A 14962-nucleotide genomic window follows, 5' to 3' on the forward strand; every position below is an offset into this window, starting at 1 on the left:
ACACCATTTGAGCGTAAGACAGTCTCAGAAGGAGGCGACCCGTAAACGCGTGCTCGACGCCGCGCGCGATCTCTTCGAGAGCCGCGGCTACGAGGAGACCACCGTCCGCGAGATCGCTCGTGTCGCCGGGGTTTCGGTGGGCAGCGTCTTCACCACCTTCTCCTCCAAGGGCGACATCCTTAGCCAGGTCATGGCCGACCGGCTGGACGCCCTCTACGCCGAGCTCGATCGCGTGGTGCCGCATCTGCGGGGCTCCACCGCCGACCGCCTGGCCTCGATGTTCGCCATCCACTACGCCTTCGAGACCCGGCGCACGAAGCTGTTCCTGGCCCACATCGCCGCGGCCTACGACTGGACCCTGGAGGCCAGCTCCCGGCCCTTCGGCCGCAACCCCCATCTGATGCAGGTGGTGCGCGACTGCCTGGCCGAGGGGGTCGCCCGCGGCGACGTCGATCCGGCCACGGACCTGGACATCGCCGTCGACGCCCTGATGGCCTCCTACGCCTGGACCTATCGGCTGGCGGCCTGGAACGGCTCCGACGCCGACGCCATGAGCGCCGTCTTCGACCGCCATATCGGCCTGATCTGCCAGGGCTTCGCGCCCCGCTAGTTGGCGCCCTCCAGGAGACGCCGGGCGATCACCTGGGCCTGGATCTCCCCGGCGCCCTCGAAGATGTTGAGGATGCGGGCGTCGGCCAGCAGGCGGCTCACCGGCTGCTCCACGGCGAACCCCGTCCCCCCATGGATCTGGACGGCGTTGTCGGCGCAGGCCCAGGCGATGCGGGCGGCGACCAGCTTGGCCATGCCCGCCTCCAGGTCGCAGCGGCGGCCCTCGTCCTTGGCGCGCGCGGCGAACCAGGCCAGCCGCCGGGCCCCCAGCAGTTCGGCGGCCATCATGGCCAGCTTGTTGGTCACCCGCGGGAAGTCGGCGATCGGTTGGCCGAACTGGCGGCGCGCCAGGGCGTAGTCCAGGGCGATGTCCAGGGCCGCCTGGCCCACCCCGATGGCGCGGGCCGCGGTCTGGATGCGGGCGCTCTCGAAGGTGGCCATCAGCTGGGAAAAGCCCTGGCCCTCCTGGCCCCCCAGCAGGTTGGCGTGGGGGACCGCAAACCCGTCGAAGGCCAGCTCGTACTCCTTCATGCCGCGATAGCCGATCACCCCGATCTCGCCGCCGCTCATGCCGGGCGCGGGGAACGGATCGGCGTCCGTCCCGCGCGGCTTCTCCGCCAGGAACATCGACAGGCCCCGGTGGTCCTTGCTGGCCGGATCGGTGCGCACCAGCAGGGTCATCAGGTCGGCGCGGGCCGCGTGGGTGATCCAGGTCTTGGCGCCGCTGATCCTCCAGACATCCCCCTCCCGCACCGCGCGCGTTCGCAGGGAGCCCAGGTCCGAGCCCGCCTCCGGCTCGGTGAAGACCGCGGTGGGGATGATCTCGCCCGAGGCGATGGCCGGCAGCAGGCGGGCCTTCTGGTCGGGAGTCCCGTGGGCCAGGATCAGCTCGGCGGCGATCTCCGAGCGCGTGCCCAGCGACCCGGTCCCGATCCAGCCCCGCGACAGGGCCTCGGAGACCACGCACATGGCGATCTTGCCCAGGCCCGACCCGCCATGGGCCTCCGGCACGGTCAGGCCGAACACCCCCAGATCGGCCAGCTCCTTCAGCAGCGCCAGGGGGATCAGCTCGTCGCGCAGGTGCCAGCCGTGGGCGAAAGGGGCGATCTTCTCCGCCGCGAAGGCCTGGAACTGGTCGCGCACCATATCCAGCGTGGCGTCCAGCCCGCTGGCCTCCAGGGAGGGCCGGCCGCGGGCGGCCTCCAGCAGGGCCACGATCCGGGTCTTCACCGCCTGGCCGGCGCCGGGCCGCAGGCGGTCGATCACCCCGCGCAGCCGGTCGTCGATCAGCCCCAGGTCGGTCAAGCGGAAGGTCTCCCCCTGGTTCATGGGAATCCCGCCGGCCAGCTGGCTCAGATACTCGAAGGCCAGCAGCTGGGCCGGCAGGGCCTCGGACTCGGTGAAGGCGCCGTCGGCCGCCAGGGCTCCGGCCCAGGCCGCCGTCTGGCGCAGGGTCTCGGCATAGGCCGCCGCCCAGGCCAGGCCGTGGGCCACGTGCTGCTCGGCGTCCAGGGCGGCCCGATCCAGCCGGCCCTCCACCGTCACCCGGGCGGAGACGGCGGCCCTCGCCTCGGCCACGATCGCCTCCGCATGGTCGGCGGCCTCGGCCAGGAGTTGGGGAAGATGGGACAGGATCAGCGGGGTCATCCGGCGACTATAGGCGCCCGCCGCAGGGTGAGCCTATACGTCGCAGACAGCTTCAGGAGCGCGCCAGATGATCGTCGTCCACCACCTCAATGACTCGCGCTCGCAGCGCATCCTGTGGCTGCTGGAGGAGCTGAAGCTCCCCTACGAGATCAAGCACTACGCCCGCGACGCCGCGACTCGCCTGGCGCCGCCGGAGCTGAAGGCCGTCCACCCCCTCGGCAAGTCCCCGGTGGTCACCGATGGCGACATGACCGTCATCGAGAGCGGCGCCATCATCGACTACATCATCCGCCGCCACGCCGGCGGCCGGCTGCAGCCCGATCCCGCCACGCCCGCCTATGACTACTACCAGCAGTGGATGCACTATGCCGAGGGTTCGGCCATGCTGCCCCTGATGCTGTTCATGTATGTCGGCCGCCTGGGGGAGGCCGGCGCCCCGCTGCATCCGCGGATGGAGAGCGAGATCGCCAACCACCTCGGCTATGTCGACGGGGCGCTCTCCGGCAAGGACTGGATCATGGGCGCCGAGTTCTCCGGCGCCGACGTCCAGATGAGCTTCGTCGGCGAGGTCACAGGCGCCTTCGGCCGCCTGGCGACCTATCCCAACATCGCCGCCTGGCTCGAACGCTTCCAGGCCCGCCCCGCCTACCAGGCCGCCCTCGCCAAGGGCGGCCCCTACAACATGGGCCCCAAGGCCAAGGCTTAGAACCTTCTCCTCGCCCCCTTCAGGGGGAGAGGATGGGTGAGGGGGCCTCCGCGCAGCGGAGGTCTTACGGCGCGCGGAGCGACCGCCGAACGGCGGAAAGAGTCCTCACCCTACCCTCTCCCGCAAGCGGGAGAGGGGGATGCGGCGATGGCCTAACGGCTCGGATAGTCCAGCTCCCCGTCCAGGAAGTCGAACACCGCGGCCTTGGTGAGCGCGTGGGGAATGGCCGAGAAGTGGTCGCAGCCGGGCACGGTGATCCCGTGGGCGTGCGGGAAGATCGCCGCCAGCTCGGCGGGGTCCCCCGCGCCGGTGTCGCCCTGGCCCGCCACCACCAGGACCGGCATGGGCAGGGCCGCCATGGCGTCGCGGTCGAAGGCCGGGTTCTGCGCGCCGGTCATGGCCGCCAGCGCCTGGCGATCCTCCCCCTGCTCGTCGGCGAACTGACGGAAGCTCCTTAGCATCGGCTCGGTGATGGTCTCGGGGGCCTCGGCCAGCATGGCCTCGGCCATGGGATTTCCGCCGGGCAGGGCGCGCTCGCCGATCAGCTTGCCGCCGACCCCGCCGAGCATCAGGCTGGAAATGCGGTCTGGCGCCTTTAGCGCGGTGGCCAGGGCCGTGCGCGAGCCCATGGAATAGCCGAACAGATCGACCCGGTTCAGCCCCAGGTGATCCAGCAGGGCGATGACGTCGCCGGCCAGTCTGTCGCGGGTATAGGCCTCGGGCTCGTGCGGCTTGGCGCTCTCCCCGTGGCCACGCTGATCGAGCGCGATGCAGCGGATCCGCCGGCGGTCGAAGGCGGTGTACCAGCCCGTGCGCTTCCAGCCTTCGTTACGGTTGGACGAAAAGCCGTGGACCAGGACGATGGTGCGCTCGCCGCCGCCGGGCGGGACATTGTCGTCATAGGCCAGGGTCAGGCCGTCGGAGGTGAAGGTCGGCATGGCGTTTCCATCTCAAGCGCGGCTCTGCGGCCGTGTCGAGCGCCACAATGGCCTAGGGCGCCTGGCCGATCCACTCCCAGTGCCAGGGTTCGAAGGGATAGTTCACGAAGCCGTACCGCCCGGCGTTGGCCAGCAGCCAGGCATAGGTGGGGGTCTTGGTCATGAACAGGCGGTTGGGGTCGGCGCTGGAGTCCGGCTTGAAGCCCGGCGCCTCCCCCACATAGAGGTCGAAGGCCAGGCCGGTGCGGTGGGCCGAGCAGGTGGCCCGCGCCACCCCGTCGCAATTGCCTTCGGTCAGGCAGCGGATGTCGTCGGCGTCCGGCGCGCGGAAGCCGGAGAAGATGGTCAGGTTGCGCGCATCGGCGCGGATGGCCGGCGACTCCCGCCGCGCCGCCGCGGCCATCCTGCGATAGGCGTCCAGGGCGCCGGGACGCGCCGGGATCGTCTTGCCGCCATAGCTCTCGGCCGGGGCGGCGATGGCCAGGGTCGCCGGGTCCGGCGGGTCGGGGCAGATCCCCTTGACGTTGACCATCACGAAGGGCCGGCGCTCCTGCCAGACCCCCTTGAAGTGGTTGAAGGTGTCCACGTCCATCTCGCCAGTGCCCTTCATCCGCGCCTGCCTCTGGTAGCCGGCCAGCAGCTGGGCGAAGCGCGAGGTGGTGGGGCCGCAGCGGGTGCGCAGGTCCCGGGCCACCAGGGGGGCGTAGACCTCCCACCCGGTCTCCGCCCGGCGGAAGGGCGCCCAGACCAGGGTGTTGAGGGAGGCCGCGTTGATCCGCGCGGCCTCCTCGAAGGCCGGAACCCGGCACGCCGCCGCCGTCGGCGGCGCGGCAGGGGTCTGGGCGCAGGCGCCGGCGCCCCCGAGCGCGAGGCCCAGGGCCGCGGCGCCGGCCCATCGCCGGAACCGGCGCGAGGTTGGAGGCTTCCAGGTCACGGCCCGCATTGTGCGCGGGTCAGCCCGGAGGTCCACTGATGAACTGGTCTGCATCGATCCTTGTCCTGACCTTCGCCCTGGCCGCCTGCTCCGAACCGCCGCCGGGCGGCCGCGCCGCCAAGGAGGCGAACGCGCAGACCGCCCCGGCGCTCCAACCGGCCGCCGCCGCGCCCGTGGCCGTCCCCGCCACCGGCTCGGCCACCGCCCAGGGTCAGGCCATCGACGCCGCCGTCCTGCCGGGCGCGGAGGTCAAGGACCCGGCCCTGCTCAAGCCCGCCCTGATCCGGGCCCAGGTCCTGCTGGACCGCGCCCACCTGTCCCCCGGGGTCATCGACGGCGCCAAGGGGGAGAACCTCCGCCAGGCGGTCTCGGCCTTCCAGACCGCCAAGGGCCTCCCCGACACCGGCGAGCTGGACACGGCCACCTGGGACGCCCTGATCGCCGGCGCCGCCCCGGTCACCGCCGACTATGTGATCACCGCCGAGGACCTGACGGGCCCCTTCGTCGCCATACCGGCCAAGAGCGAGGACCAGGCCAAGCTCGACCACATGGGCTACGCCAGCCCCGCCGAGATGTTCGCCGAGCGGTTCCACATGGACGAGAAGCTGCTCAAGGCCCTCAACCCCGACGCCGACTTCGCCGTGGCCGGGACCTCCATCCTGGTGGTCGCCCCCGGCTCCGACACCCTGGGCGGCCAGGTCGCCCGCATCGAGGTGGACAAGGCCGAGCGCGAGGTCCGCGCCTATGGCGAGGGCGACGTGCTGCTGGCGGTCTATCCCGCCTCGGTGGGCTCGGCCGACCGGCCCGCGCCGTCGGGCGAGTGGGCGGTCCGCACCATCGCCCCCAATCCCACCTGGATCTACGACCCCAAGCGCCTGACCTTCGGCGACGGCAAGAAGGGCAAGTTCACCATCGCCGCGGGCCCCAACAATCCGGTGGGCTCCATGTGGATCGACCTCACCAAGGACACCTACGGCATCCACGGCGGCCCCGATCCGAACCACATCGGCAAGACCGACAGCCACGGCTGCGTGCGCCTGACCAACTGGGACGCCCAGGAACTCGGCGCCGCCGTCAAAAAAGGCGCGAAGGTGGTGTTTGTGGGATCTGAAACCAAGGCGGGAAAAACCTAGCGGGATCAATCCCCTGCTCCGATTTTAACTTGCCGGTCAGAAAACAGGGTTACTTCTCAGGAACCCCAAAATGGGTGTGACGATGAGTCTCGGAGCGGCGAAATGTCAGGGGAAACGGCGAAGACCGTAATCGCGACGATGAACCGGATCGACCGGGCGACCAAGCGCACGCTGCGGGAGCGCGAGCGCAAGGAGCGCGTGGCCGCCCGCGTGAAGAAGCCCGAGACCACCGCGGCGGCCGCCGCGGCCTATGACAAGCTCATCGAACGCCTGACCCGGGCCCACTGCATCAAGTACGCCCGCAAGAACTGGACCGAGATCGCCGCCCGCGGTCTGGTGGAGCCGGCGCCCCGCACCCACACCAAGGAACAGATCGCCCGCAAGAAGCTGGCCCGCTACGAGCCGGGGATCATCGACGCCCTGTTCGGCCTCGGCGCCGACCGCCGCCGCGCCCTGGCCGAGGCGGTGCTGACCGCCGCCAAGGAGGACGCCGACCTCTACAACCGCGGCAAGCGCGCCGCCGAGGCGCACAATCTCGACGTCAACCTGGCCGCCAGCGTGCTGGCCCGCGACCTCTCGGCCATCGAGCAGACCCTGAGGATCAACCTCGACCTCGACGCCATCACCCCGGCCCTGGAGGGCTTCGCCGTGGTCCAGCCCGGGCCCGGCCGGTTCATCGTCTATATCGACGCCCTGGAGTTCGACGCCCTGCCCGACGAGGCGGTGGTGGCCATTGACGGCGAACGCGCCGGCTATGTCCCCGTGCCTTTCGCCAATCTCCAGGAGCTGCACATCTCCAATGTCTGCTCCATCTCCCTGCGTATCGGGACCGAGGTGCTGTCGGTGGTGGGCGGCGACGAGGTGGAGGTGATCACCCGCTGCCACCTAGCCCAGCGCCAGGGCGGCGAGCTCGAACAGCATCCGGTGCTCTATGTCCGCCTGCCCCACGCGGCCCTGACGCGGATGGATCTGACCCGCCTGGAGCCGGTCTCCACCGTCACCGCCCTCGGCGGCCGGCTGGACTGGGACTCCACCCGCGGCTTCGCCCCCATCCGCATCGACGACCTGCGCCTCACCGACCCCGCCCCGGCCGCCGCGCCGCGCAAGGTGGCCTAGGGGCCAGGGGCTGCATTCAATCCCCTTGGGTCCCGGATCGGCCTATCGGCCGTCCGGGATGACGATGTTTGGACTGAGAGCGGAGCGCGACACTCCGCCCATCCCGGAAATCTGCATCTAGGTCGGGGCCGGCGCGGGCGCTGACTCGTCGGCCGGCTCGTCCGGCTCATCCGGCTTTGCAGGATCGACGGCGGGCGGCGGCTCGGGCGTCGGCGTCGCTATGGGAGTCGGCTCCGGCGGTGGCGCGGGGGGCGGCGGCGCGGGTTCGGGCGCGGGCGCGGGCGCGGGTGGCGGGCTTGGCGCGGGGGCGGGCTCCGGCGGGGGCGGCGCGGGCGGTTCAGACACCGGCGGCGGCGCTGGCGGCGGTTCCGGGGCCGGAGGAACCGGCGCGGGCGCGGGGGCAGGCTCTGGCGCAGGTGGCGTGGGCGTGGGCGCGGGCGGTGGCGGCGCGGGCGGGGTCGGCTCGGGGGGCGCGACCGGCGGCGGCGCGGCGCCCGGCTCCGGCTTCAGGACCAGGACCGCGATCCAGGCGATGGGCCGCCCCGTGGTGATGGGCCCGCCGGCCAGCGCCCGCTCGGTCTTGGTGACCGTGTCGCCGACATTGCCGCCGATGGAATGGACGATGTGCCGGGGCGCCCGGGCCACCTGGCTGACGATGTCGCAGTGGCTCTCATAGGCGTACTGGCCGCGCTTGGCCGAGACGCTCTCCACCCCGGCCAGGACCTGCGGGAAGGAGCGCACCGGGCTGGCGTTGCGGGAATAGCAGATCACGTCGCCCACCCGCGGCTCGATCCAGCTCGGATCGCAGGGCAGGTAGGCGTAGGCGCTGCGGCCGAAGCCATAGGCGTCGATGGCCGCCTGGATGTAGCCAGCGTGGGCCGCGGCCGAGCGGAACTGGTCTGTGGTCAGTCCCGCCCGCTTCATCACCGAGGAGACGAACACCGCCGACCAGGGCAGGGACGAGGTGCTGGAGCGCTTGATGGCGCCGGCGATGGCCCGGGCCGGGGGCGTGCCCACCCCGAACTTGGCGTTGGCGGCCTCGATATTGGCCTTGCTGTTGGCCTTCAGGATCTGCGGGGAGGCGCCGTTCAGCACCACCTCGTAGGGGAAGGTCAGCATGTTGTCGTAGCCGGTGAAGGCCCAGAACTGCCAGACCGCGTCCCAGGACAGCGAGCCGGCCAGCGCCCCGTCCCCCTGCTTCTCGATCACCGCGTCGGCGGCGGTCTCCTTGACCCGGCCATAGCCGAACTTCGCCCACTGGTCGGTGGCCACCCGGGCGATCTCGGCGCCGATGGGCGGCGGCGGCTTGGCGGCGGCCGCCAGGCAGGCGGCCTTCAGCTCGGTGCGGTCGATGCTGTAGCCGGCGGCGTGGGCCGGCGGCGGGGCGGCGGCCACGCAGGTGGCCAGCGCCCCGGCCAGAAGCAGGGCTCTCATGGCGGGGCTCCGGGGCAACCGGGCAGGAAGACCACCTCGCAGGGCGGGGCGTAGGGCTCCTCGGTCAGGCCCACGTCGGAGGCCTTCAGCCGGCTGTTCTTGATCCAGGAGGTGCGCTCGGTCTCGTCGAGCCCCTCCTGGCCGAGCGCGTCGACGAAATAGACCGCGTCGCGGCCGATCTGGTAGCTGCGCGATCCGGGCGAGGTGAAGGGGGTGGCGTTGGCGATCAGCCGGCGGGCCTGCCAGTTGGTCATGTGGCCGGCCCGCACGGTGTCGGCCAGGCTGGCGATCTGCGCCTCGGTCAGGGGCGGATAGTCCAGCGACCGGTCCAGGAAATAGGCGAAGTCCATCTTGGTGGGCTTGAGCCCCGCCCGGGCATAGAGGTCGTAGTGCCGGGCGATGCGGCGGCCCAGATAGCCGTTGGGGCCGAGGAAATAGCCGTCATAGCCGGCGCGGATCTCCGGGCGCCCCGCCAGCTTGGCGAAGATGATGCGGAAGGTCTCGCGCCGCTCGGAATCGTCGAACACCGGCTTCAGGATCGCCGGCGCCCTGGCGCACCAGTCGGGGCTCGACTGGTCGATCAGCTGGTCCAGCAGCGGCCCTTCCTCGGCGAAGGCCTCGCGCACCATGGGGCCGGTGACCGGACTGGCCGTCAGCACCGCCAGCACCCGCTGGAAGGTGCAGCCGTGGCCGGCGGTGGCCTTGTAGGGGCCCCAGCTGAAGATGGAGTCCGGGTCGGCGCTGGTGAAGCCCGAGCCCCGGTCCCAGTCCCACAGGGTGCGGTCGTAGTCCGGCGTCAGGGGCGCGGCGCCGAAGGCGATCACCTTGGCGCGGTCCAGGGGCGAGGGCAGGGGCCGATCCATGATCTTCAGCCACAGCTTCTCGTCGGCGGCGCCCGGCGGCGTCGTCTTCTCGAACCAGCGCTTGCGGCAGGCGCGCAGGGCCGAGAGCGCCTCGGCCGAGGACTTGTCCAGCCGGTTGGGGGACATCTGCAGCGGGGTGATCACCGCCGGATCGACCTTGCGGCACTTCTCCAGCTCCGACGCCACGGCCTGGGACAGCGGGCTGATGAAGCCCCAGTTGGAGTCCGTCAGCCGCCAGGTGCGCGCCTGGGCGCTGAGGTTCACATAGCTGGGCGCCCGGATCAGCACGCCCGCGGCGGCCGGCGCGGCCCAGGCCAGCCAGACGCCCAGAGCGATGATCAGATGTCGGCCCCGCGCCATTAATCGCTCTCCCCTTAGGGTAGAGCGTCGCGCGCGAACGGCGTTAGGTCAACGCTTCAGCTGCGCCACTTCAGGACGGCGGGCTCGACGGGATTGCGGAACGGGCGGCCCTCCTTGCGGCTGGCGGTCCATTCGCGCTTGAGCTGCTGGTACCACTTGGCCTGGCGGTCGGCGTCGTCGATCCACAGCAGGGCCGGGTCGTAGCGCAGGCCCTCGTTCTGCAGGTTCACCATGTCGCCGTCCTGGCGCAGGAAGATCCGCGCCCCCCAGGCTACGAAGGGCTTGAGGAAGAAGAAGGCGGGGTGGTCGGACCAGACGATCTGGGTGATGCGGGTCTTGGTCTCCGACAGCGGCGTCAGGCAGGTGAGCGACAGCACCTGGCGCCTGCCCACCGTCACATGCTCCCAGCGCATGCCGGGGATGCGGAAGGTGATCTCCGTCAGCGGCTCGCCGCCGAGCACCACATAGGCGCGGCTGTTCTTGGAGGGCTCGTGGCGGACCATGGCGAAGCCCTGCTCGCGGGGCTCGAACCTCTTGGCCTTGTCGTGCTGGCTCTTGGCCGAGCGCCACCACCACTGCTGATGCACATAGGGGCCGTGGGCCGGGTCCATCAGCCCCACCACCGCGTGGTCGATATGGGCGTCGAACTCCATGCGGTCGACGAGCTTGGGTGCGCCCCCCACCACGCCGGGAAAGACCGGCGGGGCCTCCGGCGGCTCGCCTTCGAAGCGGGGATCGGAACTGATCCAGACGAAGACCAGGCCCTGGCTCTCGGCCACCGGATAGCTTCGCACCCGGATACGGCTGGTCTCCATCGCCTGCTCGGCCACCAGGGACGGAATGGCCGTGCAGGCCCCGTCGCCGCCGAACCGCCAGCCGTGATAGGGGCAGGCCACCACCTCGCGCCCGTCGGCCTCGGCGGTGAGCGTCCCGGCCGACAGCGGCGCGGCCCGGTGCGGGCAGATGTCCTTGATGGCGTGGGCGACGCCGGCCCGGTCGCGATAGAGCAGCACCGGCTCGCCCAGCAGCTCGTAGCGCTGCAGCTTGCCGCGCTTCAGGTCGCTGGACAGCGCGGCGAAATACCAGATGTCGGCCAGGAAGCCGCGCCCGAACTTGGCGTCGGCGGAGGAGCTGCGGGCCGGGGCGTCGTCGGGCATGGGGTCCTTGTAGCGGTTCAGGGCCGGCGGATGAAGGCCGCGCCGTGGGCAGCCAGCCCCACCTTGCCGTCCTCCACCTTGGCCTGGATCAAACCGGGCAGGGGAACCGCCTGCCCCGCCAGCCCGGCCTGGGCGAAGACGGCGGGCTCAGGCCCCATGTTGAACAGGCACAGCACCTGCTCGTCTCCCAGGGTCCGCGTGAAGGCCAGGACCTGCCCCTCGGCCGGGAGCATCTCGATCTCGCCGCGCGTCAGCGCCGGCGAGGCCTTGCGCATCGCGATCAGGGCCTTGGAGAAGGCGAGGGTGGAATTGGGGTCTGCGGCCTGGGCGGCCACGGTCAGGTCGCGGTGTTCCGGCGCGCTGGGCAGCCAGGGTCTGGCGCTGGAGAAGCCGAGGTTCTCGCCGGGCGCCCAGGGCATCGGCGTGCGCGATCCGTCCCGGCCCTTGGAGATCGGCCAGTAGAGGTCCCCCACCGGATCGCGGATCTCCGTCCGGGTCAGGCTCTGAGCCTCGGGCAGACCGAGTTCCTCGCCCTGGTAGAGCAGGGTGGTGCCCTTCAGCGACAGCAGCAGGGCCAGCATCAGCCGCGCGACGGCCTCCCCGCCGCCGAACCGGGTGGCGGTGCGCATGATGTCGTGGTTGCAGAAGCTGATGCAGGGCCAGTGGCCGGGATGCCGCGCCAGGGTCTCGAAATGGTCGCGGAAGATCTGCGGATTGAGCTTGCGCGCGTGCAGCAGCACGAAGGTGTAGGCCGAGTGCAGCCCGTCTTCCGGCGTGCAATAGGCGCCGCAGCGCTCCTCCTCCTCCGAGAACTCCCCGAACACGAAGCGGTCGCCGTGGCGGTCCACCCGGGCGCGGATCTCATCCAGCAGGGGAATGTTCTCGGGCAGGTTGGAGTCGTTGAGGTGGACCTGCATCTCGCTGGCGTGGGCCCAGTGGTGGCGGGTCCGCTGCGCCGCGGGCACGGCGGGGTTATCGGTGAGCGCGTCGTCGTGCAGGAAGGTGCCGGCCACATCCAGGCGGAAGCCGTCGATGCCCTTGGCCAGCCAGAAGTCGAGGACCGAGATGGCCGCTTCCTTGGCGTCGGGATTGCGCCAGTTCAGCTTGGGCTGCTGGCGCAGGAACTTGTGGTGATAGTGCTGCCGCCGCGCCGGCTGGTAGGCCCAGGCCGGGCCGCCGAACACCGAGAGCCAGTTGTTGGGCGCCGTGCCGTCCTGCGCCGGATCGGCCCAGACATACCAGCTGGCCTTCTCCCCATCGGGCCCGCCGTCGCGGCTGGCCGCGAACCAGGCGTGCTCGTCCGAGGTATGGGACAGCACCTCGTCCAGCATGACCTTGATCCCCCGCCCGTGGGCGGCGGCTGTCAGGGCCTCGAGGTCGGCCATCGACCCATAGTCGGGATGCACGCCCTCGAAGTCCGAGACGTCATAGCCCCAGTCGCGGTTGGGGGAGGGATGCACCGGGGAGAGCCAGATGGCGTCGACCCCCAGGCTCTCGATATAGTCCAGCTTGGCCGCGACGCCCCTCAGGTCCCCGTGGCCGTCGCCGTCGCTGTCGAAGAAGCTGCGGACATAGATGTGATAGACGACCGCGCCCTTCCACCAGGGCGCGGTCTCCATCTCAGGCCTCGTCGGCGCGGCTGATGATGCGCGAGACGATGCCATAGGCCTTGGCTTCCTCGGCGCTCATCCAGAAGTTCCGGATCGTGTCCTTGACCACCTTCTCGTAGGGCTGGCCGGTCTCGCGCGCGATCATGCGGTTGACCCGCTCGCGCATCTTCACGATCTCCTCGGCCTCGATCTCGATGTCCGAGGCCTGGCCGCGCACCCCGCCCGAGGGCTGGTGCAGCAGGAAGCGGGTGTTGGGCAGGCAGAGCCGGTTTTCCTTCGGCGCGCCCAGATAGATGTGGGCGCCGGCGCTGGCCACCCAGCCGGTGCCGATCACCTTCACCTTGGGACCGCAGAAGGTGATCATGTCGTGGATGGTGTCGCCGCTCTCGACGTGGCCGCCGGGCGAATTGACGATCACCCGGATGTCGGCGTCGCTCTCGTTGGACAGGGCCAGCAGCTGGGCGGTGACCCGCTCGGCCAGGCGCATGTCGATCTCCCCGAAGACCAGCACCGTGCGGGCCTTGTAGAGGCCGCTCTGCACGGGACCCGCCGTCATCGGCATGTCGGGCTTGCGGGCGCCGTCTTCGCCCTCGTCGTCTTCGTCCAACCGCCAATTGCGCATTCGAAAGTCTCCAGGTCTCAAGTTGGACGGAACGTGCGTTGCGCCGCAGCGGATCGCAAGGTCTGCAGGGTTAACCGGCGGCGTTTTATCGAGGTTATTCCGGCTTTCCTTCACCCAACCACGTCATCCCGGCCGCAGCGAAGCGGAGAGCCGGGACCCAGGGGCCGCGATCAATCCCCCTGGGTCCCGGGTCTCCCCTGCGGGTCGCCCGGGATGACGGGGGAGAAGGTTCACCGCGCCGCCGTGGCGATCAGCCGGGCGTAGAACTGCACGCACTGCTCCAGGTTCTCCAGCGACAGGTGCTCGTTGGTCCCGTGGATCATGGTGGTGCCCGCCAGCGAGAAGGTCATGGGCTGGAAGCGGTAGACGTCCTTGGCCACCGGGGCGAGGTAGCGGCTGTCGGTGCCCGCCGTCACCAGGCCCGGCGCCACCGGCGCCTTGGCCAGGTCGCCGGCCACCGCGGCGATGGTGGTCCAGCCCAGGGAGTTGGTGGAGGAGACCGGCGAGGGCTCGTCGGGGGTCTTGGTCCAGACCAGGTCCACGGCCAGGTCGCCGACGGCGGCCTTGGTGTGGGCCATCACCTTGGCGGCGCTGTCGCCGGGCGCGATGCGGTAGTTGATCCAGGCCGTGGCGTCCTGCGGCAGGACGTTCTCCTTGGGGCTGCCCTTCAGCATGGTGGGCGCGATGGTGGTGTGCAGCAGGGCCGCGCCCGCCGGGGTCGCCGCCGTCTGGGCCACGATCAGCGGCGAGAACAGCCAGGCGTTGGCCACCGCCATGCGGATCGGCAGCGGGCCGGAGGGGGCGAGCGCCGTCAGCATGGCCGCCCCCGGTCCGGCGAACTTCATCGGGAAGGGATGGTCGCCGATCGCCGCCACCGCCTTGGAGAGCGTCACCACCCCGCCGCCGTCCTTGGGCGGCGAGGAGGAGTGGCCGCCGGCCGCGCGCGCGGTGACCTTCAGGGTGGCGTAGCCCTTCTCGGCGATGCCGATCAGGGCCACCGGCCCGCCGGTGATGGGATTGTCGGAGATGATCGCCTGGCCCTCGTCCAGCACGAACTCGGCCTTGATCCCCCGCGCCCGCAGCAGGGCCGCGGCCGCCCGCGCCCCCTGGCCGCGCACCTCCTCGTCGTGGCTGGAGACGATCATCACCGTGCGGCGGGGCTTGAACCCCTGGGCCGCCAGGATCTCGGCCCCCTCGAACAGGGTCACCAGGGAGCCCTTGTCGTCCACGGCGCCCCGGCCCCAGACTCCGTCCGGCGCGATGACGCCGGCGAAGGGCGGGTGCTTCCAGTCGGCCTCGGTCCCCGGGGTCACCGGCACCACGTCCTGGTGGGCCATCAGGATGATGGGGGCCAGGGAGGGATCGGTCCCCTTCCAGGTGTAGATCAGGGTGCGGTCGGCCACGACCTCGCGGGTCATGGCGGCGTGGGCCTTGGGATAGGTCGCCTGGAGCCAGGCGTGCAGCCGGTCCCATTCGGCCGGCTGGTCCTCGGCCGGGTCCTGGTGGCTGACGGTCTGGATCTGGATGGCCTGGGACAGGTGCTGGGCCGCCAGGGCCCGATCCACGGCGACCGCCGGCGCCAGCTTGACGCCGGTCAGGTCCGCGGCGGCCGGGGCCTTGAAGGTGGCCGTCCGCACCGCGACCACGCCTGCCAGCGCCACCAGGGCCCCGCCCAGGCCGAGGCCGATCTTCGCCAAGGTCTTCATCGCCGTTCCCCCCCAAGGAAGCCTGGACCCTAGGCCGTTCTCGCAAGGTGAGGGAAGAGCTGTGCTATGCTTGTCGCGACCGACCACGGCCCCGGGCGATGAAACCATGCTGAAGCGTCACCGTTAG

At 71.0% G+C, this 14962-nt stretch carries 13 protein-coding genes; 4 read left to right on the plus strand and 9 right to left on the minus strand.

All coding sequences use genetic code 11. The features are described from left to right. Window positions 1–7: 7 nt before the first annotated feature. Window positions 8–610: a TetR/AcrR family transcriptional regulator gene (locus tag AC1RN5_RS20850; RefSeq protein WP_493043552.1), complete on the plus strand. Its 603-nt coding sequence runs from the start codon at window positions 8–10 to the stop codon at window positions 608–610. On the opposite strand, the gene AC1RN5_RS20855 is transcribed toward AC1RN5_RS20850, so the two are convergent. Beyond that, entirely contained in the window at window positions 607–2256 is a 1650-nt protein-coding gene (locus AC1RN5_RS20855; protein ID WP_493043554.1) for an acyl-CoA dehydrogenase family protein, read from the minus strand. The two genes, AC1RN5_RS20850 and AC1RN5_RS20855, sit on opposite strands and share 4 nt — an antisense overlap. 67 nt (window positions 2257–2323) lie before the next feature. On the opposite strand from AC1RN5_RS20855, the gene AC1RN5_RS20860 reads away from it, so the two are divergent. Then, the gene (locus tag AC1RN5_RS20860) at window positions 2324–2962 is read left to right on the plus strand and encodes a glutathione S-transferase family protein (RefSeq protein ID WP_493043556.1); all 639 of its coding nucleotides are present in this window, start codon (window positions 2324–2326) and stop codon (window positions 2960–2962) included. Window positions 2963–3114: 152 nt separating this feature from the next. Here AC1RN5_RS20860 and AC1RN5_RS20865 read toward each other — a convergent pair whose 3' ends face one another. Further along, window positions 3115–3900, minus strand: coding sequence for an alpha/beta fold hydrolase (locus AC1RN5_RS20865; protein WP_493043558.1), 786 nt, complete (start codon window positions 3898–3900; stop codon window positions 3115–3117). 52 nt (window positions 3901–3952) lie between these two features. After that, window positions 3953–4834: a D-alanyl-D-alanine carboxypeptidase family protein gene (locus AC1RN5_RS20870; protein WP_493043560.1), complete on the minus strand. Its 882-nt coding sequence runs from the start codon at window positions 4832–4834 to the stop codon at window positions 3953–3955. 38 nt (window positions 4835–4872) lie between these two features. Between AC1RN5_RS20870 and AC1RN5_RS20875 the strand changes: the two genes are divergently transcribed. Further along, window positions 4873–5967, plus strand: a complete 1095-nt coding sequence (locus AC1RN5_RS20875) for a L,D-transpeptidase family protein (RefSeq protein ID WP_493043562.1) — start codon at window positions 4873–4875, stop codon at window positions 5965–5967. Between the two features lie 138 nt (window positions 5968–6105). After that, window positions 6106–7083, plus strand: coding sequence for a hypothetical protein (locus AC1RN5_RS20880; RefSeq protein ID WP_493043564.1), 978 nt, complete (start codon window positions 6106–6108; stop codon window positions 7081–7083). A 117-nt stretch (window positions 7084–7200) separates the two neighbouring features. Here the strand turns inward: AC1RN5_RS20880 and AC1RN5_RS20885 are convergent, their stop codons facing one another. The 6 genes from AC1RN5_RS20885 to AC1RN5_RS20910 form a co-directional block, all read right to left on the minus strand. Beyond that, window positions 7201–8517: a DUF2272 domain-containing protein gene (locus AC1RN5_RS20885; protein ID WP_493043565.1), complete on the minus strand. Its 1317-nt coding sequence runs from the start codon at window positions 8515–8517 to the stop codon at window positions 7201–7203. Next, complete coding sequence (locus AC1RN5_RS20890) at window positions 8514–9740, minus strand: hypothetical protein (RefSeq protein ID WP_493043567.1); 1227 nt, start codon at window positions 9738–9740, stop codon at window positions 8514–8516. Before AC1RN5_RS20890 ends, AC1RN5_RS20885 begins: the two co-directional genes overlap by 4 nt. A 56-nt stretch (window positions 9741–9796) precedes the next feature. Further along, window positions 9797–10897: a Rieske 2Fe-2S domain-containing protein gene (locus AC1RN5_RS20895; protein WP_493043569.1), complete on the minus strand. Its 1101-nt coding sequence runs from the start codon at window positions 10895–10897 to the stop codon at window positions 9797–9799. A 17-nt stretch (window positions 10898–10914) separates the two neighbouring features. Continuing rightward, window positions 10915–12516 carry an alpha-amylase family glycosyl hydrolase gene (locus AC1RN5_RS20900; RefSeq protein ID WP_493043571.1) on the minus strand — a complete coding sequence of 534 codons (1602 nt, stop codon included), beginning with the start codon at window positions 12514–12516 and terminating at the stop codon, window positions 10915–10917. Between the two features lies 1 nt (window position 12517). Beyond that, entirely contained in the window at window positions 12518–13129 is a 612-nt protein-coding gene (locus tag AC1RN5_RS20905) for an ATP-dependent Clp protease proteolytic subunit (RefSeq protein WP_493043573.1), read from the minus strand. Window positions 13130–13359: 230 nt separating this feature from the next. After that, window positions 13360–14835, minus strand: coding sequence for a M20 family peptidase (locus tag AC1RN5_RS20910; RefSeq protein WP_493043574.1), 1476 nt, complete (start codon window positions 14833–14835; stop codon window positions 13360–13362). Window positions 14836–14962 lie beyond the last annotated feature (127 nt).

The sequence above is a fragment of the Phenylobacterium sp. GW821-FHT12F10 genome (assembly GCF_058806695.1).